Raw genomic sequence first — 18,625 nt, forward strand, 5'->3', positions numbered from 1 at the left:
TCAGAACTCAGCAAAGGAATAAGCATGATGGACGCGGTTAAACAATGCAGGATGACGACACACACCGAAGCAGAAATTTTTGAGAAAGAGGATGCTTTGATCAGCGAAGAGCCCATTCAGTTTGTGTACAACGGCATCGCCCATATGGTGATGATGTGCACGCCAATTGATCTTGAAGATTTAGCTTATGGCTTTAGCTTAACGGAAGGTATCATTCATGATGGGACACAAATTTTAGGTGTTGAAGTTGTCACGACCACTCATGGCATTGAGCTTCGCATTGAAATTGAACCCGTTTTGATGAGTCGTTTAGAAGGTACAAAAAGACAAATGAGTGCGCGCACAGGCTGCGGTGTGTGTGGTGTGGAAAATTTGTCTTTAGTGGAAAAAACATTGTCCCCATTAGAAAAAGCGGAGCCCATTGATTTTTCATTGATTCAAACGCTTTTAAAAAAGAGTGATGCTTGCCAATATTATGGGCAGATGACGGGCGCTTCTCATGCGGCGTTTTTGTGTGATCGCGCAGGCAATATTTTATTGACGCGTGAAGATGTCGGGCGCCATGTGGCGTTAGATAAATTGATTGGCGCATTGATGAACAGTGCATTTAATCCTCAAGATGTCATCATTTTAATGAGTTCACGGGCAAGTTTTGAGATTGTACAAAAAACAATTGCAGCCCGTGTACCAACGTTAATCACGATGTCAGCACCCACTGATAAAGCGGTGTGGATGGCACAAAAATACCATCTTTCTCTTTGGGGCTTTGCACGAAAGGGGCGCGTAAATCATTATGCAACTTGACACTTTCTATACAGTCTTATAAAATTTCCCATCTTTGGATAGTTATATCCAAGATTTGCTTATGTATAATTTTTATAATCATAGGATTGAATTTTAATGGTAACAGTAAATCAGTTAGTGCGTCGTCCACGCTCGGTAAAAGCTGACAAATCTGACGTACCTGCATTACAAAGCTGTCCTCAGCGCCGTGGTGTATGTACTAGGGTTTATACAGCGACACCAAAAAAACCAAACTCAGCGTTACGTAAAGTTTGTCGTGTGCGTTTGACGAACGGTTTTGAAGTGTCTAGCTACATCGGTGGTGAAGGTCATAACTTGCAAGAACACAGCGTAGTATTAGTACGCGGTGGTCGTGTTAAGGATCTTCCAGGTGTTCGCTACCACACAGTTCGTGGTGCATTAGATGCACAAGGTGTTGCGAAACGTCGTCAAGGACGTTCGAAATATGGTGCTAAGAAGCCTAAGGAATAATTGATATTCTATGAAAGGCCTTTTTAGTTAGGATTTAGTATTTATTGAGAGTATCTCATGTCAAGAAGAAGAGAAGTCCCAAAACGTGATATTTTGCCAGATCCCGTTTATGGTAGCAAAACGTTGGCGAAATTTATGAACATGGTAATGGTTTCTGGTAAGAAGGCTGTTGCTGAAGGTATTTTATACGGCGCTTTAGATGGTATTAAAGAGAAGGGTCATGAAGATCCTATGGCTGTATTAGAACAAGCATTAGAGAATGTACGTCCGAAGGTTGAGGTTAAATCTCGTCGTGTAGGTGGTGCAACTTATCAAGTGCCAATCGAAGTTCGTGCTGTTCGTCGCGATACATTGGCAATGCGTTGGATCATTGATGCTGCACGTAAACGTTCGGAAAAATCAATGTCACGTAGAATGACGGCAGAATTATTAGATGCTGCAGAAAGCCGTGGTGCTGCAGTGAAAAAACGTGAAGATACACATAGAATGGCAGAAGCAAACAAAGCGTTTGCTCACTTCCGTTGGTAGTCGCGTGATTTATTTAGTATGAATGTAATGCGGTGCTATCAGCAAGGTAGTGCCGCATCGTCATTTTTAAGATATTTATTTGTCTAATATAGAAGGGAAAAGATATGGCTCGTACAATGCCAATTAATCGATATCGTAATATCGGTATTAGTGCTCACATCGATGCTGGTAAAACAACAACTTCTGAACGTATTTTATTCTATACAGGTCGTACCCATAAAATCGGTGAAACACACGAAGGTACTGCGACTATGGATGGTATGGATCAGGAGCAAGAGCGCGGTATTACCATCGCATCAGCTGCAACAACATGTTCATGGAAAGGGATGGATAATCAGTTCCCAGAACATTTGATTAACTTGATCGATACTCCGGGACACGTTGACTTCACAATCGAAGTTGAACGTTCTATGCGTGTTCTCGATGGCGCGGTAATGGTTTACTGTTCAGTTGGCGGTGTTCAACCTCAGTCTGAAACTGTATGGCGTCAAGCAAACAAATATAAAGTGCCACGTATGGCGTTCGTTAACAAAATGGACCGTACAGGCGCTGACTTCTTCCGCGTAATGGATCAAATGAAAGAGCGTTTACGTGCAAACGTAGTGCCAGTTCAAATTCCAATTGGCGCTGAAGAAAACTTTGAAGGTGTGGTTGACTTAGTGCTTAATAAAGCCATTTATTGGGATGAAGCAAGCCAAGGCCTCAAATTTGAATACAGAGACATTCCTGAACATTTAAAAGAGCAAGCTGAAGAATATCGCACAGCGATGATCGAAGCGGCCGCTGAATGTTCAGAAGAAATGATGGAAAAATACTTTGAAGAAGGTGAATTATCCATCGAAGAAATCTACAAAGGTTTACGTATCCGTACGTTGAACTCTGAAATCATTCCTGCGATGTGTGGTACTGCGTTTAAAAACAAAGGCGTACAATGTGTATTAGACAACGTTGTTCGTTACTTACCAGCACCAACAGACGTAACAGCCATTAAAGGTGAATTACCAAATGGTGAACCAGCTGAACGTCACTCTACAGATGATGAACCATTCTCAGCGTTAGCGTTCAAAATCATCAACGATAAATTCGTTGGTAACTTGACGTTTATCCGCGTTTATTCAGGTGTGATCAAATCAGGTGACTCAGTTTATAACCCTGTGAAATCTCGCTCTGAAAGAATCGGTCGTATGTTCAGAATGCACTCAAATGATCGTGATCCAATCGATGAAGCGCGTGCCGGTGACATCGTTGCATTAGTGGGCTTGAAAGATGTAACCACAGGTGACACTTTATGTGATCAAGCGAATACAATTACGCTTGAGCGTATGGAATTCCCTGAGCCAGTTATCTCTGTTGCAATCGAACCAAAAACGAAAGGCGACCAAGAGAAAATGGGTCTTGCATTGTCTCGTTTAGCGCAAGAAGATCCATCTTTCCGCGTATCAACAGATCACGAATCTGGCCAAACCATCATCGGTGGTATGGGTGAGCTTCACTTAGAAGTCATCGTTGAACGTTTGAAACGTGAATTCTCGGTTGAATGTAACGTAGGTGCACCACAAGTTGCTTACCGTGAAACAATCAAAAAATCTGTTGAACAAGAAGGTAAATTCGTTCGTCAGTCTGGTGGTCGCGGTCAGTTCGGTCACGTTTGGTTACGCATTGAACCAAGAGAATCCGGCGAAGGTTACGAATTCGTTAACCAAATCGTGGGTGGTGTTGTTCCTAAAGAATACATCCCAGCGGTTGATAAAGGTATCCAAGAACAAATGGAAAATGGTGTTCTTGCAGGCTTCCCAGTGGTTGACGTTAAAGTAACATTGTTTGATGGTTCTTACCATGAAGTTGACTCCAACGAAATGGCGTTCAAAATCGCAGGTTCTATGGGCTTCAAAGAAGGTGCTCGTAAAGCAGGCGCTGTATTGTTAGAACCAATGATGAAAGTTGAAGTTGAAACACCAGAAGATTACTTAGGTGATGTAATGGGTGACTTGAACCGTCGTCGTGGTAACTTACAAGGTATTGATGATGCATACGGTTCTAAATTGATCCGTGCTGAAGTTCCATTATCTGAAATGTTTGGTTACGCAACTGCACTTCGCTCTGCAACACAAGGCCGTGCAACTTATTCTATGGAATTTGCGAAATATCAAGAAGCACCTTCGCACATTACTGAAGAAGTGATCAAGAAAAACCAAGGCTAATCTAAATTCATTTTAGATTTGCAAACATAAAAAATAGCGCTATAATATAGCGCTATTTTCATTCATTCTTTAACAATTGAGGTGATATTGTGTCTAAGGAAAAATTTAGTCGTAGTAAACCACACGTAAACGTGGGTACAATCGGTCACGTTGACCATGGTAAAACAACTTTAACTGCTGCTTTAACAAAAGTAGGTGCAGATCGTTTCGGTGGTGCTTCTCAAGCATACGATCAAATCGATAAAGCGCCAGAAGAAAGAGCACGTGGTATTACAATCTCTACATCACACGTAGAATATGAATCAGAAAACCGTCACTACGCTCACGTTGACTGTCCTGGACATGCGGACTATGTTAAAAACATGATCACGGGTGCTGCTCAAATGGACGGCGCTATCTTGGTATGTTCAGCAGCTGATGGTCCTATGCCTCAAACTCGCGAACACATCTTATTGTCTCGTCAAGTAGGTGTTCCATACATCGTTGTATTCTTGAACAAAGCTGACATGGTTGATGATGCTGAGTTGATCGAATTGGTAGAAATGGAAGTTCGTGACTTGTTAAGCACTTACGATTTCCCAGGTGATGATACGCCAATCATCGTTGGTTCTGCTTTGAAAGCTTTAGAAGGCGACGAATCAGACATCGGCGTACCTGCAATCATCAAATTAGTTGATGCTTTAGACAGCTATATCCCTGAACCTGTACGTGAAATCGACAAACCATTCTTGATGCCTATCGAAGATGTGTTCTCCATCTCTGGTCGTGGTACAGTAATCACTGGTCGTATCGAATCAGGTATCGTTAAAGTTGGTGAAGAGTTAGAAATCGTTGGTATCACACCAACAATGAAAACGACTTGTACTGGCGTTGAAATGTTCCGTAAATTATTGGATCAAGGTCAAGCTGGTGATAACGTGGGTGTTCTTTTACGTGGTACAAAACGTGAAGAAGTACAACGTGGTCAAGTATTAGCTAAACCAGGTTCAATCAAGCCTCACACTAAATTTGAAGCTGAAGTTTACGTATTATCTAAAGATGAAGGTGGTCGTCATACGCCATTCTTTAAAGGTTACCGTCCACAGTTCTACTTCCGTACAACTGACGTAACTGGTGCTGTTGAATTACCAGAAGGCGTAGAAATGGTTATGCCTGGTGACAACATCAAGATGGTTGTTGAATTGATCAACCCAATCGCAATGGACGAAGGTTTACGTTTCGCAATTCGCGAAGGTGGCCGTACTGTTGGTGCTGGCGTTGTAGCTAAAATCATCGCGTAATTGGATCAATTTAACTAGTATACGCCCTGTCTATCATGGGGCGTATCATTTTGAGATTTAGAGAATGACAAACCAAAAAATTCGTATTCGTTTGAAAGCATTTGATCATCGTTTAATCGATCAATCAGCTAAAGAAATTGTTGAAACAGCTAAGCGTACAGGTGCACAAATCAAGGGTCCAATTCCTTTACCTGTAAAAACTGAACGCTTTACAGTATTGATCTCTCCGCACGTAAACAAAGATGCACGTGATCAGTACGAATTAAGAACGCATAAGCGTTTAATGGACATTATCAATCCTACTGAAAAAACAGTTGATGCTTTAATGAAGCTTGACTTAGCAGCTGGTGTTGATGTTCAGATCAAATTAGGCTAATTTAGCCTATTGGGGCGAAGAAGGTGGCCAACCTTCCTCTCGTTATTTATCTATATTGAGGTTATAAAATGGCAATTGGATTAGTAGGACGTAAAGCGGGGATGACTCGCGTATTTACTGAAAGTGGTGAATCCGTCGCTGTAACCGTTATTGAAGTGACTCCTAACAAAGTGACTCAAGTTAAAAACGGTGATGTAGATGGTTATACTGCAGTTCAAGTAACAACGGGCGTAAGAAAAGCAAGCCGTGTAAACAAAGCAGCCGCTGGTCACTTTGCTAAAGCAAAAGTGGAAGCAGGTCGTGGCTTGTGGGAATTCCGTGTAAACGAAGACGCTATCGCTTCATTTGAACTCGGTCAAGAAATCACAGCTTCAGTATTCGAAGCGGGTCAAAAAGTTGACGTTTCTGGTATCAGCCAAGGTAAAGGCTTTGCAGGTACAATTAAGCGTCACAACTTCGCAGGTCAAAGAAATTCTCACGGTAACTCATTATCACATCGTGTTCCTGGTTCTATCGGGCAATGTCAAGATCCTGGTCGTGTTTTCAAAGGTAAGAAAATGACAGGTCACATGGGTGCCGTTAAGCGTACAGCATTGAACTTAGAAATCGTTCGTATCGATGCTGATAGAAATATCGTTTTAGTAAAAGGTGCAGTACCTGGATCTAAAGGCGGTAACGTGATTATCAAACCTTCAGTTAAGGCAAAGGGGTAATCAATGGAATTAAATATTAAAAATGGTTCAACGATTTCATTAGCAGACGCGATCTTTGCTCGTGAATTCAACGAAACGCTTGTTCACCAAGTGGTTGTTGCTTATCAAGCAGCTGGCCGTTCTGGTACTCGCGCTCAAAAAACACGTGCTGAAGTTCGTGGTGGCGGTATCAAACCTTGGAGACAAAAAGGTACAGGCCGTGCGCGTGCTGGTTCTTCTCGTAGCCCTATTTGGCGTGCTGGTGGCGTAACATTCGCTGCTAAACCACAAAACTGGGAACAAAAAGTTAACAAAAAAATGTACCGTGCAGCGATTTCTTCAATCTTATCTGAATTGATCCGTCAAGATCGTTTAGTGGTTGTTGAAAAAATTGAATTGGCAGAGTCAAAAACTAAAGCAGCTTTAAAAATGCTTGCGGATTTGAACGTAGGTCAAGACGTATTGTTAGTAACTCAAGCAATCGACTTGCCTTTATACTTAGCAACTCGCAACTTGCCATACGTGCAAGTGATCGATGCTGCAGGTATTGATCCAGTAAGCCTAATCCAATTTGAAAAAGTTGTTATGACTCAAGAAGCATTAACATCTGTAGCGGAGTGGTTAGCATGAGTATGAAAGAAGAACGTTTGATGCAAATTATTCTTGCGCCTCACGCGTCAGAAAAAACAGCTCGTTTAGAAGAAAAAGCGGGTCAAATTTGCTTTAAAGTATTAAAAGATGCTACTAAGCTTGAAATCAAACAAGCGGTAGAATTAAATTTCAACGTTAAAGTTAGCGCTGTAACGGTAGTGGTTCAAAACGGTAAACAAAAACGTTTAGGTCGCTTCGTTGGTCAAAGACAAGATTGGAAAAAAGCGTACGTAACTTTAGCTGATGGACAAACTATTGACTTCGTAGGTGGTGCATAATGGCAATTGTAAAGACTAAGCCAACGTCAGCTGGTCGTCGCAATATGATTAAGATCGTGACGCCAGGTTTACATAAAGGAGCGCCATACGCGCCTTTATTAGACAGCAAATCAAGAACTGGTGGTCGTAATAACAACGGTCGTATCACTACACGTCACATTGGTGGTGGTCATAAGCAACATTACCGTATCGTTGACTTCAAACGTGACAAGGACAATATCCCTGCACGCGTTGAACGCATTGAATACGATCCAAACCGTACTGCACACATCGCTTTAGTATGTTATGCAGATGGTGAGCGTCGTTATATCATCGCACCAAAAGGTGTTTCTGAAGGCACAGTATTATTGTCTGGCCCAGGCGCACCCATCAAACCAGGTAACGCATTACCACTTCGCAACATCCCAGTGGGTTCTACCATTCACTGTGTTGAATTGAAAGAAGGTAAAGGCGCTCAATTGGCTCGTTCAGCTGGTGCTAGCGTTCAGTTAGTTGCTCGTGAAGGCCAATTTGTAACTTTACGTTTACGTTCTGGTGAAATGCGTCGCGTTCACGTTGATTGTAAAGCAACTTTAGGTGAAGTTTCTAACGGCGAACACAGCTTACGCGTATTGGGTAAAGCAGGTGCAAAACGCTGGTTAGGCGTTCGTCCTACAGTTCGCGGTGCTGCGATGAACCCGGTAGATCACCCTCACGGTGGTGGTGAAGGCCGTAGTAAAGGTGGTCGTCATCCTGTGACTCCATGGGGCGTACCAACGAAAGGTTACAAAACGAGAACTAATAAACGCACTGAGAAGTTTATTGTTCGTCATCGTAATAAGTAAGATAAAGGATAATTTATGCCACGTTCTATTAAGAAAGGCCCATTTATCGATCATCACTTAATGAAGAAAGTTGAAGAAGCTCTTGCTTCTAACAGCCGTAAGCCAATTAAAACTTGGTCGCGCCGCTCAATGATTCTTCCAGAAATGATTGGGCTAACAATTGCTGTGCACAATGGTAAGGTGCACGTTCCAATTTTAATCACTGAAAACATGATCGGTCACAAATTGGGCGAGTTTGCATTAACTCGTACATACCGTGGTCATGTTGCAGATAAAAAAGCGCGATAGGAGTTTAATATGCAAACAGCTACAATGAAATTTGCGCGTATCTCTCCTCAGAAAGCGCGCTTAGTTGCTGATCAAATTCGCGGTTTACCAGTTGAGCGTGCTTTAGCGCTTTTGGAATTCAGCGATAAGAAAGCAGCTGACATTATGAAAAAAGTTTTGAACTCAGCGATCGCTAACGCAGAAAACAATGCTGCATTAGATATCGACGGCTTGAAAGTACAAGCTGTTATGGTTGATGCTGGTCCTGTTCTTAAGCGCATGAGAGCGCGTGCAAAAGGTCGCGGTAGCCGCATCCTTAAGCGCACAAGCCATGTTGCGATCACAGTAGCGGAATAAGGGAGACTATAATGGGTCAAAAAGTTAATCCAACCGGAATTCGTTTAGGTATCTCTAAGGATTGGAATTCACGTTGGTATGCAAGTAGCAAGGAATTTCCTGAGTTTATCGAAGCTGACTTCAGAGCTCGTGAATTCCTTCGTAAGGAATTAGCAGCAGCTGCAGTTTCTAAAATTCAAATCACTCGTCCAAGCAAATCAGCACAAGTTACGATCTTTACTGCTCGTCCTGGTGTTGTGATTGGTAAAAAGGGTGAAGATATCGAGAAATTACGTGCAAAATTAACCAAAATTATGGGTTGCCCTGTGCACGTAGCGATCGAAGAGATCAAAAAACCTGAATTAGATGCATATTTAGTTGCTGAAGGTATTGCTCAGCAATTAGAACGTCGTGTAATGTTCCGTCGTGCGATGAAACGTGCTGTATCTAACACTATGAAATTAGGTGCGGAAGGTATCCGTATCAACGTTTCTGGTCGTTTAAATGGTGCTGAAATTGCTCGTATGGAATGGTATCGTGAAGGTCGTGTGCCATTACATACATTGCGTGCAAACATCGATTATGGTACTGCTGAAGCTTTAACAACTTACGGGATCCTTGGTATCAAAGTTTGGATCTACAAAGGTGAAGTATTCGACTATCAGAAAGCAGATGAGCAACCAGCAGATAAAGGTCGTCGTGCTAAAAGGAAAGGTGAATAATTATGTTACAGCCTAAGCGTACAAAATTTAGAAAAATGCGTAAAGGCCGCAACCGCGGTAATGCGCTTGCTGGTAATAAAGTCAGCTTTGGTGAATTTGGTTTGAAAGCTACAACACGTGGTCGCATCACAGCGCGTCAGATCGAATCTGCACGTCGTGCGATCAACCGTTACGTTCGTCGTGGTGGTAAAGTTTATATTCGTGTGTTCCCAGATGTGCCAATCACTAATAAACCATTAGAAGTTCGTATGGGTAGTGGTAAAGGTAACGTTGAATATTGGGTAGCTAAAGTTCAACCAGGTAGAGTGTTATACGAAATCGAAGGTGTATCTGAAGAAGTTGCACGTGAAGCGTTTCGCTTAGCATCTGCTAAGTTAGCTGTTCAAACAACATTTGTTGCTAGAACAGTACTATAAGGTGATGATTATGAGTCAGCAAAAGAAATTTATGGAAGAATTATCTGCTAAGAGTGTTGATGAGCTCAAAAAAGAGCGTCTTGAATTGCGTAAGGCTCAGTTCAATTTGCGTATGCAAAAAGCAACTGGTCAATTAGAAAAGCCGCATTTGTTCAAGGCTGTTCGTAAGCAAATCGCTCAAATTAACACTGTTTTAGCACAAAAGGCAGGTGAATAATGTCTGAAGTTAAACAAAAAGTTGAGCGTACAGTAGTTGGTACAGTATCCTCTGATAAAATGGATAAAACAATTACAGTATTGGTTGAACGTTTAGTAAAACACCCAATCTACGGTAAATACATTAAGCGTTCTACGAAGTTCCACGCACATGATGAAAACAACATCTGTAAAGTGGGCGACGTTGTTGAAATTAAACAATCACGTCCAATGTCTAAGTTAAAATCTTGGGAATTGGTTAAAGTGATCGAAGAAGCAAGAGGTTAGTGAAATGATTCAAACTCAATCTATGCTTGAAGTTGCCGATAACTCAGGTGCAAAGCGCTTGATGTGTATCAAAGTATTGGGCGGTTCTCATCGTCGTTATGCTGGTGTTGGTGACATCATTAAAGTATCTGTAAAAGATGCTATTCCACGTGGTCGTGCGAAAAAAGGTGAAATCTACAACGCATTAGTTGTTAGAACACGTAAAGGCGTTCGTCGTGATGACGGTTCTTTGATCAAGTTCGACACGAACGCAGCTGTATTGTTGAACTCTAAGTTCGAACCAATCGGCACACGTATTTTCGGACCAGTAACTCGTGAGCTCCGTGGTGATCGTTTCATGAAGATCATTTCTTTAGCTCCAGAAGTAATTTAAGGTGGTATAGCATGAATAAATTACGTAAAGGTGATGAAGTTGTTGTAATCGCTGGCCGTGACAAAGGTAAAACTGGTCACATCTTAGCGATTGCTAAAGACGGCTCAAGAGTGTTAGTGGCTGGCGTTAACAAGAAAATCAAACATGTTAAGCCAAACCCACAACGCGGTATTGAGGGTGGTCGTGTAGAACAAGAAGCAATGCTTCATATTTCTAACGTGATGATCCTTAATCCTGAAACTCAGAAAGGTGATCGTATCCGCATCGAAGTGACTGCCACTAAAGATGCGAACGGTAAAAATACTTTCACAAGAGAAAGATTTTTCAAATCAACTAACAAAAAAATTGGCTAATAATTGATTTTTCTGTTATTGTAATGCGCTCTACTCTCATAGATGTATGTCTATGAGAGTGTTTGTTTTAACAATTGCTGAATAGGATGCATTCCTGAGATATATCCGTTTGGCTGGGATTAATTTTATGACAAGATTAAATCAGTACTACAATGAAGTAGTGGTTCCAAAATTAATGGAACAATTTGGATATAAAAATCCAATGGAAGTTCCAAAAATCACTAAAATTACCTTGAATATGGGTGTTGGTGAAGCTGTTGCTGATAAAAAAGTAATGGATTCTGCAGTGGCAGATATGTCTGCGATCGCTGGTCAAAAACCAATCGTAACTTTATCTAAAAAATCAATCGCTGGTTTTAAAATCCGTGATGGTTGGCCTGTAGGTTGTAAAGTGACTTTACGTCGTGCGCACATGTATGAGTTTTTAGATCGTTTGATCAACATCTCTTTACCTCGTGTACGTGACTTCCGCGGTATCAATGGTCGTTCTTTCGACGGTCGTGGTAACTACAGCTTTGGTATCAAAGAACAAATCATTTTCCCTGAAATTGATTATGAAAAAGTTGATGCTTTACGTGGTATGGACATTAACTTTACGACAACTGCAAAAACTGACGCAGAAGCGAAAGCACTTATCGCTGCATTCGGTTTCCCATTCCGTAATTAATAGGTAATATTATGGCAAAAAAATCAATGATCAACCGTGAGCTTAAAAGAGCAAAATTGGTTGAAAGATTACACGCTAAGCGCATCAGCTTAAAAGATATTATTAAAAGTGAAACTGCAACGTTTGAAGAAAAGCAAGCAGCAGTGGTAGCTTTACAAAAAATGCCTCGTGATTCCTCAGCATCTCGTAAACACGCTCGTTGCTCGATCACTGGTCGTCCACACGGTGTTTACAGCAAGTTTGGTTTGGGTCGCAATAAATTACGCGAAATCACTATGCGTGGTGATATCCCAGGCTTACGCAAAGCAAGTTGGTAATTGAGGAGATAATTCATGAGTATGCATGATCCGATTGCAGATATGTTAACGAGAATTCGTAACGCACAGGCTGCACACAAAGAAACAGTGGCAATGCCTTCTTCTACTAAGAAAGAAGCAATTGCAGAAGTTTTAAAGAACGAAGGTTATATTTCTGGTTTTAACGTAACTGCCGAAGGCGTTAAGAAGACTTTAGAAATTACTTTGAAGTACTATCAAGGTCAACCTGTAATCGAGACTCTTGAACGCGTTAGTCGTCCAAGCCTCCGTATCTACAGAAGTAAAGATGAATTACCATCAGTATTAGGCGGCTTAGGTATTGCGATCGTTTCAACCTCTAAAGGTTTGATGACAGATCGTAAAGCAAAAGCCTTGTCCTTAGGTGGTGAAGTAATTTGTTTCGTAGCGTAAGGAGTTAGTAATGTCTCGTATTGCAAAGAAAATCATTCCAATTCCTGCTGGTGTTGAAGTTTCAATCGCAGGTAACTTGGTAAAAGTTAAAGGGGCTAAAGGCTCTAGCGAATTACAATTGCATTCTGCAGTTGGTATTAAACAGGAAGACGGTAATTTAGTGATCGTTCCTGATTTAGCGCAAACAAAAGGTAACTATGCTTTAGCAGGTACCATGCGTTCATTGGTAAACAATATGATTATCGGTGTTTCTGCAGGTTTCGAAAAGAAATTACTTTTAGTGGGCGTTGGTTACCGTGCGCAAGCGCAAGGTTCTGCTTTAAATCTTTCATTAGGTTTTTCACACCCAGTGGTTCATCAAATGCCTGCTGGCGTAACTTGTGAAACACCTTCACAAACTGAAATCATCATCCGTGGTGTTGATAAACAAGCAGTGGGTGAAGTTGCAGCAAAAGTACGTGCTTACAGACCACCAGAACCATATAAAGGTAAAGGTGTTCGTTATGCGGACGAAGTTGTTTCATTGAAAGAAGTTAAGAAGAAGTAGGTGAATATGAACGTAAAAAAAGAAGCTAGATTACGCCGTAGTCGTAAAGCTAGAGCAAAAATCAGAGAAATTGGTGCGACACGTTTAACTATTTATAGAACGCCTCGCCATATCTATGCACAAGTGATTTCTCCATGTGGCAAAACTATCTTAGCAGCAGCATCTACATTAGATGCAGAAGTACGTGCGCAAATCAAAAATGGTGGCAACGTAGACGCAGCTAAAGTAGTGGGTAAAGTTGTTGCAGAGCGTGCATTAAAAGCAAACATCACTGAAGTTGCTTTTGATCGTGCTGGCTTCCAGTTCCATGGACGTATTAAAGCATTGGCAGATTCAGCTCGCGAAGCTGGCTTACAATTCTAAGGGAATTTGATATGGCAAAGAAAGAAAATACAAACGTTGCAGCACAAGCAGATGCTTTTCAAGAGAAGCTTGTTGCAGTAAACCGTGTTTCTAAAACAGTTAAAGGTGGTCGTCAATTCGCATTTGCTGCTTTGACAGTAGTGGGTGACGGTAACGGTCGCGTAGGTTTTGGTTACGGTAAAGCTAAAGAAGTTCCTTTGGCAATTCAAAAATCTGTTGAGCAAGCTCGTAAAAACATTAGAGAAGTTGCTTTAACAAATGGTACATTGCAATATCCAGTGACTGGTGTTCATGGTGCTGCGCGTGTTTACATGCAACCAGCTTCTGAAGGTACTGGTATCATTGCTGGTGGCGCAATGCGTGCTGTGTTTGAAGTTGCTGGCGTGACAGACGTGTTAGCAAAATGTCAAAATTCACGTAATCCTATCAACGTTGTTCGCGCAACAGTAGAAGGGTTATGCTCTATGAAATCACCTGAAGAAATCGCTGCTAAGCGTGGTCTTTCAGTTGAAGACATTAAGGAGTAATGCATGAGTACAATTACTGTTACTTTGATCAAAAGTACCAATGGTCGTTTACAATCTCATAAAGATTGTGTTCGTGGTTTAGGATTAAGAAGAATCAGCCATACTGTGGAAGTTAAAGATACTCCAGAGAACAGAGGCATGATTAATAAAGTATCCTATTTATTAAAAGTTTCTGAGAAATAGGTGAAAGTATGCGTTTAAACTCTTTAACAAGTGCAGAAGGTAGCCGTAAACCTAAGAAACGTCTTGGACGTGGTATTGGTTCTGGCTTAGGTAAAACAGCAGGTCGCGGTCATAAAGGTCAGCATTCACGTTCTGGTGGTTTCCATAAAGTAGGTTTTGAAGGCGGTCAGATGCCTTTACAACGTCGTTTACCAAAAGTAGGCTTCGTTTCTCAACTTTCTTTAGTAACAACAGAAGTACCTTTGTCAGCTTTAGCTAAAGTACAAGGTAATGAAATTGATTTGATCGCATTAAAATCATCTAATGTAATTGCAGGTAAATTTGAAAGAGCTAAAATTATTCTTTCAGGTACAATTGATCGTGCAGTGACCATTAATGGTTTAGCTGTTACAAAGGGTGCTAAGGAAGCAATCTTGGCAGCAGGTGGAACAATCAACGAATAAAGAAATAGTATGAAAAATAATCAGCTTCCTCAATTTGGCAATTTATCGGAATTAAAATCACGTTTTATATTCTTGATATTAGCCTTGGTTGTGTACCGCCTTGGTGTTCATATCACCGTGCCCGGTATTAACGTTCCATTATTAATGGATCAGATGACGCAACCAGGTGAAGGCCAAGGTTTAAGTGCGATGATGAACCTGTTTTCAGGTGGCGCATTTGAAAGGATGTCGATTTTTATGCTAGGGGTTATGCCATATATTACAGCATCTATTGTTATTCAGATGCTGACTGTGGTATACCCACCACTTGAACAAATCAAAAAAGAAGGTCAAGCGGGACGTCGTAAGATAACGCAATATACGCGTTATCTCACTATTGTTTTTGCTGCTGCACAAGGTACAGCGTATGCGTTTGGTATTGTCAATGGCTCACTCGGGTTTAACTCGAGTATCGTTGTGATACCAGCGCTTAATTTCGTTTTATTAGCTGTGATCACTTGGATTACAGGTACAATCTTTTTAATGTGGCTTGGTGAGCAAATTTCTGAAAGGGGAATCGGTAACGGTATCTCCATGATTATTTTTGCGAGCATTTTGATGGGCTTACCGACAGGTGTGAGTGCTTTGTTTGACACAGCACGCACTGAAGGTGGCGCATTGGCTTATTTAAAAGTTGTATTTGTCATTTTGTTTGTTATGGCGATAGTATTACTTGTTGTATTTATTGAGCGTGGTCAGCGTCGTATTACGATCAACTATGCAAGAAAACAACAAGGACGCCAAATGTCAATTGGTGGGCAAACGACACATCTCCCATTGAAGTTAAACATGGCGGGTGTGATTCCAGCAATTTTCGGATCGGCATTCTTATCGTTCGTTTATACAATTTCAGCAGCGTTGGCAAAAATTGAAGTGAGTGTTGCTGAAGGTCCTGTGTCTGGTTTTGCTAAGTTTGGTTATTTAGCAAGTCAATTTTTCCAAAAAATTGGCAACTACGGTGTTAAATATTTCACACCTGGTCAACCAGCTTATATGATTTTATTTGCAGCTTTAATCATCTTCTTCTGTTTCTTCTATACTGCGATTCAGTTCAATTCAAAAGAAACAGCAGAAAACTTAAAGCGTTCGGGTGGTTTTATTCCAGGGATTCGTCCAGGAATTCAAACTTCTCAATTTTTTGATAAAGTACTCACACGAATCACACTTTGGGGTGCGCTCTACATCACAGCAATCTGTTTATTACCAGAAATGCTCGGCGCTATTTTTAATTTCCCAAGCTATTTCGGTGGTACTTCTATTCTGATTGCGGTTGTAGTTGTCATGGACTTAATTGCTCAAGTTCAAGCTCAGTTGGTGTCTCAACAATATTCATCTGTGATGAAGAAGGCCAACATTAGTTCTGCTTTAAATGGCAAGCCGCCATCAATCTAAAATATTCTCGATTAGGAGTTTTTATGAAAGTTAGAGCATCAGTTAAAAAAATTTGCAGAAAATGCAAAATCATTAAACGCCATGGTGTTATTAGAGTTATCTGTGAAGATGGACGTCATAAGCAACGTCAAGGATAATTAAATTTGTGGAATTCTGGAAAACAGTATAGAATTCCACCCCTTGGTCATAAAACAAAAATTTTCGGAGTTTCATAACATATGGCACGTATAGCAGGTGTAAACTTACCGCTCAAAAAACATGTTATTATTGCTTTGCAGTCCATTTATGGCATCGGTGCCACGCGCGCAAAAGCAATTTGTCAAAATGCACAAGTTGATCCAACAACTAAAGTCAGTGATTTGACTGAAGATCAAGTTGAAGCACTACGTGCGCAAGTTGCGCAATTCGTAGTAGAGGGTGACCTTCGTCGTGAAGTGTCAATGAGTATTAAAAGACTAATGGATCTTGGTTGTTACCGTGGTATCAGACATCGTCGTGGTTTACCTGTGCGCGGACAACGTACCAAAACGAATGCACGCACTCGTAAAGGTCCAAGACGTTTAGTTAAGAAATAAATTTATAGGAATTAGTGATGGCAAAACCTTCAGTAAAAGCACGCAAGCGTGTTAGAAGAACTGTTGTAGACGGTGTCGCACACATACATGCATCGTTCAATAATACAATCGTAACTATTACAGATCGTCAAGGTAACGCGTTATCTTGGGCAACTTCTGGTGGTTCCGGTTTCCGTGGTTCTAGAAAATCTACACCTTTCGCAGCACAGATCGCTGCTGAAAGAGCAGGTACAACTGCTAAAGAGTATGGTTTGAAAAATCTAGACGTTGAAGTTAATGGTCCAGGCCCAGGTCGCGAATCTGCGGTTCGTGCGTTAAATGCTTTAGGATACAAAATCACATCTATCGTTGACGTTACGCCAATCCCACACAATGGTTGTCGTCCACCTAAGAAACGTAGAGTATAATTGGAGTATTTAAATGGCACGTTATATTGGTCCAAAATGTAAATTAGAAAGAAGAGAAGGCACAGACCTTTTCTTAAAATCACCTGCTCGTCCTTTTGAATCTAAAACTAAGCTTCATGACAAAGCACCTGGTCAACACGGCGCACGTCCTAAGAAGTTATCAGTTTATGGTACGCAGTTACGTGAAAAGCAAAAATTACGCCGCATCTATGGTGTTTTAGAAAAGCAATTTAGATCTTACTACGCAGAAGCAGCACGTCGTAAAGGTTCAACAGGTGAAAACTTGTTACAAATCTTAGAATGTCGTTTAGACAACGTTGTTTATCGTATGGGTTTTGCTGTAACTCGCGCAGAAGCTAGACAATTGGTGTCACACAGAGCGGTATTGGTGAATGGTAAATCTGTAAACATTCCTTCTTACCAATTGAAAGCAGAAGATGTTGTTACACTTTCTGAAAAAGCAAAACAACAAACTCGTGTTAAGTACGCTATGCAATTAGCAGAAAGCAACGGTTTCGTTGAATGGTTATCTGTAGAACCTTCAAAAATGGAAGGTACTTACAAACGTATCCCTGATCGCAGCGACTTGCCAGCAGACATTAATGAATCACTAGTAGTTGAATTGTATTCTAAGTAATATTATTGATTAACGTTAATATCTAGGTGAATATTTATTATGGCTGTACATGAATTATTAACGCCAAAGATTGTCGATATTAAGACAATTAGTCCTACACGTTCTGAAGTCTCGCTTGAGCCTTTAGAGCGTGGCTTTGGCCATACGTTAGGTAATGCTTTACGCCGTATTCTTTTATCTTCAATGCCTGGTTCAGCGATTACTGAATGTGAAATTGAAGGTGTTCAGAAAGAATATACTGCAGTACCTGGAATGTATGAAGACGTAATAGATCTTCTTTTGAATCTAAAAGGAATTTCTTTATCCCTTCACGATGCTGATGAAGCCTATTTGACGCTAGAGAAATCTGGCGAGGGTCCTGTCACTGCAGGCGATTTAGTGTTACCACACAATGTTGAGATTTTTAATCCTGACTATGTGATCGCTAACTTGACTGCGCAAGGCTCTTTAAAATTGCGCTTGAAAGTTGAAAATGGTCGTGGTTATCAACCTGTTGCTGCTCGTGAATCTGCTTCTGAAGCGACACAGAAAATTGGTAACTTCAAGATCGATGCTTCTTTTAGCCCAGTGAGAACTGTCAGCTATAAAGTAGACACAGCACGTGTTGAACAAAGAACTAACTTAGATCGATTAATTATTAATCTTGAAACTAACGGCAGTTTAGATCCAGAAAAAGCCATTCGCGCCGCTGCAACAATCTTGCATGAGCAATTGGCTGTCTTCGTAGATTTAAAATCTAAACCAGATGTTGTTGAAGAGAAAGAAGAGCCAGTATGTGAGATCGATCCGATTTTATTGCGTTCTGTAGACGATCTTGAGTTGACTGTTCGTTCAGCAAACTGTTTGAAAGCAGAAAGCTTGTACTATATTGGCGAATTAATCCAGAAGACTGAAGTTGAACTCTTAAAGACACCTAATTTGGGTAAGAAATCTTTAACTGAAATTAAAGACGTATTGGCACAGCACGGTTTATCTTTAGGAACTAAATTGGATAATTGGCCACCTTCACACCTAGATGTGAGCAAGCCGCCAGCATAATTAAGTTACAAATTTTTAAGGAAT

Annotated in this window: 32 protein-coding genes; all 32 read left to right on the plus strand. The window is 40.9% G+C overall.

All coding sequences use genetic code 11. The features are described from left to right. Positions 1-24: 24 nt before the first annotated feature. The 32 genes from fdhD (at position 25) to B143_RS0105615 (ending at position 18,601) form a co-directional block, all read left to right on the plus strand. Entirely contained in the window at positions 25-804 is a 780-nt protein-coding gene (gene fdhD / locus B143_RS0105465; protein ID WP_248647507.1) for a formate dehydrogenase accessory sulfurtransferase FdhD, read from the plus strand. A 96-nt stretch (positions 805-900) separates the two neighbouring features. Next, positions 901-1,275, plus strand: a complete 375-nt coding sequence (rpsL, locus tag B143_RS0105470) for a 30S ribosomal protein S12 (protein WP_008316370.1) — start codon at positions 901-903, stop codon at positions 1,273-1,275. 57 nt (positions 1,276-1,332) lie between these two features. Then, positions 1,333-1,803 carry a 30S ribosomal protein S7 gene (rpsG, locus tag B143_RS0105475; RefSeq protein ID WP_026165725.1) on the plus strand — a complete coding sequence of 157 codons (471 nt, stop codon included), beginning with the start codon at positions 1,333-1,335 and terminating at the stop codon, positions 1,801-1,803. A 104-nt stretch (positions 1,804-1,907) separates the two neighbouring features. Continuing rightward, positions 1,908-4,004: an elongation factor G gene (gene fusA, locus B143_RS0105480; RefSeq protein WP_018122522.1), complete on the plus strand. Its 2,097-nt coding sequence runs from the start codon at positions 1,908-1,910 to the stop codon at positions 4,002-4,004. Between the two features lie 89 nt (positions 4,005-4,093). Further along, complete coding sequence (gene tuf / locus B143_RS0105485; protein WP_026165726.1) at positions 4,094-5,284, plus strand: elongation factor Tu; 1,191 nt, start codon at positions 4,094-4,096, stop codon at positions 5,282-5,284. Between the two features lie 64 nt (positions 5,285-5,348). Further along, on the plus strand, positions 5,349-5,660 hold the full coding sequence (rpsJ, locus tag B143_RS0105490; RefSeq protein ID WP_008315931.1) for a 30S ribosomal protein S10: 312 nt from the start codon (positions 5,349-5,351) through the stop codon (positions 5,658-5,660). 68 nt (positions 5,661-5,728) lie between these two features. Beyond that, positions 5,729-6,373, plus strand: coding sequence for a 50S ribosomal protein L3 (rplC, locus tag B143_RS0105495; protein WP_008315930.1), 645 nt, complete (start codon positions 5,729-5,731; stop codon positions 6,371-6,373). 3 nt (positions 6,374-6,376) lie between these two features. Then, positions 6,377-6,982: a 50S ribosomal protein L4 gene (rplD, locus tag B143_RS0105500; RefSeq protein WP_008315929.1), complete on the plus strand. Its 606-nt coding sequence runs from the start codon at positions 6,377-6,379 to the stop codon at positions 6,980-6,982. Next, on the plus strand, positions 6,979-7,281 hold the full coding sequence (rplW, locus tag B143_RS0105505) for a 50S ribosomal protein L23 (protein ID WP_008315928.1): 303 nt from the start codon (positions 6,979-6,981) through the stop codon (positions 7,279-7,281). The genes rplD and rplW overlap by 4 nt, the downstream gene beginning before the upstream one ends. After that, the gene (gene rplB, locus B143_RS0105510) at positions 7,281-8,105 is read left to right on the plus strand and encodes a 50S ribosomal protein L2 (protein ID WP_008315926.1); all 825 of its coding nucleotides are present in this window, start codon (positions 7,281-7,283) and stop codon (positions 8,103-8,105) included. Before rplW ends, rplB begins: the two co-directional genes overlap by 1 nt. Positions 8,106-8,120: 15 nt before the next feature. Continuing rightward, positions 8,121-8,393, plus strand: a complete 273-nt coding sequence (gene rpsS, locus B143_RS0105515; RefSeq protein WP_008315924.1) for a 30S ribosomal protein S19 — start codon at positions 8,121-8,123, stop codon at positions 8,391-8,393. A gap of 9 nt (positions 8,394-8,402) precedes the next feature. Beyond that, positions 8,403-8,729: a 50S ribosomal protein L22 gene (gene rplV / locus B143_RS0105520; protein WP_008315922.1), complete on the plus strand. Its 327-nt coding sequence runs from the start codon at positions 8,403-8,405 to the stop codon at positions 8,727-8,729. A gap of 11 nt (positions 8,730-8,740) precedes the next feature. After that, a complete protein-coding gene (gene rpsC / locus B143_RS0105525) occupies positions 8,741-9,430 on the plus strand; it encodes a 30S ribosomal protein S3 (protein WP_008315921.1) in 690 nt (229 codons plus the stop codon). Between the two features lie 2 nt (positions 9,431-9,432). Further along, positions 9,433-9,846, plus strand: coding sequence for a 50S ribosomal protein L16 (rplP, locus tag B143_RS0105530; protein ID WP_008315919.1), 414 nt, complete (start codon positions 9,433-9,435; stop codon positions 9,844-9,846). Between the two features lie 31 nt (positions 9,847-9,877). Next, complete coding sequence (gene rpmC, locus B143_RS0105535) at positions 9,878-10,063, plus strand: 50S ribosomal protein L29 (RefSeq protein WP_172635342.1); 186 nt, start codon at positions 9,878-9,880, stop codon at positions 10,061-10,063. Then, a complete protein-coding gene (gene rpsQ, locus B143_RS0105540) occupies positions 10,063-10,329 on the plus strand; it encodes a 30S ribosomal protein S17 (protein ID WP_008315917.1) in 267 nt (88 codons plus the stop codon). Before rpmC ends, rpsQ begins: the two co-directional genes overlap by 1 nt. A gap of 4 nt (positions 10,330-10,333) precedes the next feature. Further along, positions 10,334-10,702 carry a 50S ribosomal protein L14 gene (rplN, locus tag B143_RS0105545; RefSeq protein ID WP_008315916.1) on the plus strand — a complete coding sequence of 123 codons (369 nt, stop codon included), beginning with the start codon at positions 10,334-10,336 and terminating at the stop codon, positions 10,700-10,702. Between the two features lie 11 nt (positions 10,703-10,713). Next, positions 10,714-11,055: a 50S ribosomal protein L24 gene (gene rplX, locus B143_RS0105550; RefSeq protein ID WP_008315915.1), complete on the plus strand. Its 342-nt coding sequence runs from the start codon at positions 10,714-10,716 to the stop codon at positions 11,053-11,055. Positions 11,056-11,182: 127 nt separating this feature from the next. Continuing rightward, positions 11,183-11,722 (plus strand): 50S ribosomal protein L5, encoded by a 540-nt coding sequence (rplE, locus tag B143_RS0105555; protein ID WP_008315914.1) that lies wholly within the window; start codon positions 11,183-11,185, stop codon positions 11,720-11,722. Between the two features lie 11 nt (positions 11,723-11,733). Next, a complete protein-coding gene (gene rpsN, locus B143_RS0105560) occupies positions 11,734-12,039 on the plus strand; it encodes a 30S ribosomal protein S14 (RefSeq protein WP_008315913.1) in 306 nt (101 codons plus the stop codon). A gap of 15 nt (positions 12,040-12,054) precedes the next feature. Continuing rightward, a complete protein-coding gene (gene rpsH, locus B143_RS0105565; RefSeq protein WP_008315912.1) occupies positions 12,055-12,450 on the plus strand; it encodes a 30S ribosomal protein S8 in 396 nt (131 codons plus the stop codon). 10 nt (positions 12,451-12,460) lie between these two features. Further along, positions 12,461-12,997 (plus strand): 50S ribosomal protein L6, encoded by a 537-nt coding sequence (gene rplF, locus B143_RS0105570; protein ID WP_008315911.1) that lies wholly within the window; start codon positions 12,461-12,463, stop codon positions 12,995-12,997. A gap of 6 nt (positions 12,998-13,003) precedes the next feature. Beyond that, on the plus strand, positions 13,004-13,360 hold the full coding sequence (gene rplR / locus B143_RS0105575) for a 50S ribosomal protein L18 (protein ID WP_008315910.1): 357 nt from the start codon (positions 13,004-13,006) through the stop codon (positions 13,358-13,360). An 11-nt stretch (positions 13,361-13,371) separates the two neighbouring features. Continuing rightward, positions 13,372-13,887, plus strand: a complete 516-nt coding sequence (gene rpsE / locus B143_RS0105580) for a 30S ribosomal protein S5 (RefSeq protein WP_008315909.1) — start codon at positions 13,372-13,374, stop codon at positions 13,885-13,887. 3 nt (positions 13,888-13,890) lie between these two features. Continuing rightward, a complete protein-coding gene (gene rpmD / locus B143_RS0105585; RefSeq protein ID WP_008315908.1) occupies positions 13,891-14,070 on the plus strand; it encodes a 50S ribosomal protein L30 in 180 nt (59 codons plus the stop codon). Positions 14,071-14,078: 8 nt separating this feature from the next. Then, positions 14,079-14,513: a 50S ribosomal protein L15 gene (gene rplO, locus B143_RS0105590; RefSeq protein WP_008315907.1), complete on the plus strand. Its 435-nt coding sequence runs from the start codon at positions 14,079-14,081 to the stop codon at positions 14,511-14,513. Between the two features lie 9 nt (positions 14,514-14,522). Then, the gene (secY, locus tag B143_RS0105595; protein WP_008315906.1) at positions 14,523-15,944 is read left to right on the plus strand and encodes a preprotein translocase subunit SecY; all 1,422 of its coding nucleotides are present in this window, start codon (positions 14,523-14,525) and stop codon (positions 15,942-15,944) included. A gap of 23 nt (positions 15,945-15,967) precedes the next feature. Further along, positions 15,968-16,081: a 50S ribosomal protein L36 gene (rpmJ, locus tag B143_RS09870; protein ID WP_081600423.1), complete on the plus strand. Its 114-nt coding sequence runs from the start codon at positions 15,968-15,970 to the stop codon at positions 16,079-16,081. An 81-nt stretch (positions 16,082-16,162) separates the two neighbouring features. Further along, positions 16,163-16,519 carry a 30S ribosomal protein S13 gene (rpsM, locus tag B143_RS0105600; RefSeq protein ID WP_008315905.1) on the plus strand — a complete coding sequence of 119 codons (357 nt, stop codon included), beginning with the start codon at positions 16,163-16,165 and terminating at the stop codon, positions 16,517-16,519. 17 nt (positions 16,520-16,536) lie between these two features. Then, complete coding sequence (gene rpsK / locus B143_RS0105605) at positions 16,537-16,926, plus strand: 30S ribosomal protein S11 (protein ID WP_008315903.1); 390 nt, start codon at positions 16,537-16,539, stop codon at positions 16,924-16,926. Positions 16,927-16,939: 13 nt separating this feature from the next. Beyond that, on the plus strand, positions 16,940-17,563 hold the full coding sequence (gene rpsD, locus B143_RS0105610; RefSeq protein ID WP_008315900.1) for a 30S ribosomal protein S4: 624 nt from the start codon (positions 16,940-16,942) through the stop codon (positions 17,561-17,563). Positions 17,564-17,602: 39 nt separating this feature from the next. Next, positions 17,603-18,601 carry a DNA-directed RNA polymerase subunit alpha gene (locus tag B143_RS0105615; RefSeq protein ID WP_008315899.1) on the plus strand — a complete coding sequence of 333 codons (999 nt, stop codon included), beginning with the start codon at positions 17,603-17,605 and terminating at the stop codon, positions 18,599-18,601. Positions 18,602-18,625 lie beyond the last annotated feature (24 nt).

The sequence above is a fragment of the Wohlfahrtiimonas chitiniclastica DSM 18708 genome (assembly GCF_000375345.1).
GTDB lineage: Bacteria > Pseudomonadota > Gammaproteobacteria > Cardiobacteriales > Wohlfahrtiimonadaceae > Wohlfahrtiimonas > Wohlfahrtiimonas chitiniclastica.

What these genes read in the sequence shown, in the direction of transcription:
- fdhD (WP_248647507.1), top strand. Translation starts at nt 25, where the DNA reads ATGATGGACGCGGTTAAACAATGCAGGATGACGACACACACCGAAGCA.
- rpsL (WP_008316370.1), top strand. Translation starts at nt 901, where the DNA reads ATGGTAACAGTAAATCAGTTAGTGCGTCGTCCACGCTCGGTAAAAGCT.
- rpsG (WP_026165725.1), top strand. Translation starts at nt 1,333, where the DNA reads ATGTCAAGAAGAAGAGAAGTCCCAAAACGTGATATTTTGCCAGATCCC.
- fusA (WP_018122522.1), top strand. Translation starts at nt 1,908, where the DNA reads ATGGCTCGTACAATGCCAATTAATCGATATCGTAATATCGGTATTAGT.
- rpsJ (WP_008315931.1), top strand. Translation starts at nt 5,349, where the DNA reads ATGACAAACCAAAAAATTCGTATTCGTTTGAAAGCATTTGATCATCGT.
- rplC (WP_008315930.1), top strand. Translation starts at nt 5,729, where the DNA reads ATGGCAATTGGATTAGTAGGACGTAAAGCGGGGATGACTCGCGTATTT.
- rplD (WP_008315929.1), top strand. Translation starts at nt 6,377, where the DNA reads ATGGAATTAAATATTAAAAATGGTTCAACGATTTCATTAGCAGACGCG.
- rplW (WP_008315928.1), top strand. Translation starts at nt 6,979, where the DNA reads ATGAGTATGAAAGAAGAACGTTTGATGCAAATTATTCTTGCGCCTCAC.
- rplB (WP_008315926.1), top strand. Translation starts at nt 7,281, where the DNA reads ATGGCAATTGTAAAGACTAAGCCAACGTCAGCTGGTCGTCGCAATATG.
- rpsS (WP_008315924.1), top strand. Translation starts at nt 8,121, where the DNA reads ATGCCACGTTCTATTAAGAAAGGCCCATTTATCGATCATCACTTAATG.
- rplV (WP_008315922.1), top strand. Translation starts at nt 8,403, where the DNA reads ATGCAAACAGCTACAATGAAATTTGCGCGTATCTCTCCTCAGAAAGCG.
- rpsC (WP_008315921.1), top strand. Translation starts at nt 8,741, where the DNA reads ATGGGTCAAAAAGTTAATCCAACCGGAATTCGTTTAGGTATCTCTAAG.
- rplP (WP_008315919.1), top strand. Translation starts at nt 9,433, where the DNA reads ATGTTACAGCCTAAGCGTACAAAATTTAGAAAAATGCGTAAAGGCCGC.
- rpmC (WP_172635342.1), top strand. Translation starts at nt 9,878, where the DNA reads ATGGAAGAATTATCTGCTAAGAGTGTTGATGAGCTCAAAAAAGAGCGT.
- rpsQ (WP_008315917.1), top strand. Translation starts at nt 10,063, where the DNA reads ATGTCTGAAGTTAAACAAAAAGTTGAGCGTACAGTAGTTGGTACAGTA.
- rplN (WP_008315916.1), top strand. Translation starts at nt 10,334, where the DNA reads ATGATTCAAACTCAATCTATGCTTGAAGTTGCCGATAACTCAGGTGCA.
- rplX (WP_008315915.1), top strand. Translation starts at nt 10,714, where the DNA reads ATGAATAAATTACGTAAAGGTGATGAAGTTGTTGTAATCGCTGGCCGT.
- rplE (WP_008315914.1), top strand. Translation starts at nt 11,183, where the DNA reads ATGACAAGATTAAATCAGTACTACAATGAAGTAGTGGTTCCAAAATTA.
- rpsN (WP_008315913.1), top strand. Translation starts at nt 11,734, where the DNA reads ATGGCAAAAAAATCAATGATCAACCGTGAGCTTAAAAGAGCAAAATTG.
- rpsH (WP_008315912.1), top strand. Translation starts at nt 12,055, where the DNA reads ATGAGTATGCATGATCCGATTGCAGATATGTTAACGAGAATTCGTAAC.
- rplF (WP_008315911.1), top strand. Translation starts at nt 12,461, where the DNA reads ATGTCTCGTATTGCAAAGAAAATCATTCCAATTCCTGCTGGTGTTGAA.
- rplR (WP_008315910.1), top strand. Translation starts at nt 13,004, where the DNA reads ATGAACGTAAAAAAAGAAGCTAGATTACGCCGTAGTCGTAAAGCTAGA.
- rpsE (WP_008315909.1), top strand. Translation starts at nt 13,372, where the DNA reads ATGGCAAAGAAAGAAAATACAAACGTTGCAGCACAAGCAGATGCTTTT.
- rpmD (WP_008315908.1), top strand. Translation starts at nt 13,891, where the DNA reads ATGAGTACAATTACTGTTACTTTGATCAAAAGTACCAATGGTCGTTTA.
- rplO (WP_008315907.1), top strand. Translation starts at nt 14,079, where the DNA reads ATGCGTTTAAACTCTTTAACAAGTGCAGAAGGTAGCCGTAAACCTAAG.
- secY (WP_008315906.1), top strand. Translation starts at nt 14,523, where the DNA reads ATGAAAAATAATCAGCTTCCTCAATTTGGCAATTTATCGGAATTAAAA.
- rpmJ (WP_081600423.1), top strand. Translation starts at nt 15,968, where the DNA reads ATGAAAGTTAGAGCATCAGTTAAAAAAATTTGCAGAAAATGCAAAATC.
- rpsM (WP_008315905.1), top strand. Translation starts at nt 16,163, where the DNA reads ATGGCACGTATAGCAGGTGTAAACTTACCGCTCAAAAAACATGTTATT.
- rpsK (WP_008315903.1), top strand. Translation starts at nt 16,537, where the DNA reads ATGGCAAAACCTTCAGTAAAAGCACGCAAGCGTGTTAGAAGAACTGTT.
- rpsD (WP_008315900.1), top strand. Translation starts at nt 16,940, where the DNA reads ATGGCACGTTATATTGGTCCAAAATGTAAATTAGAAAGAAGAGAAGGC.
- B143_RS0105615 (WP_008315899.1), top strand. Translation starts at nt 17,603, where the DNA reads ATGGCTGTACATGAATTATTAACGCCAAAGATTGTCGATATTAAGACA.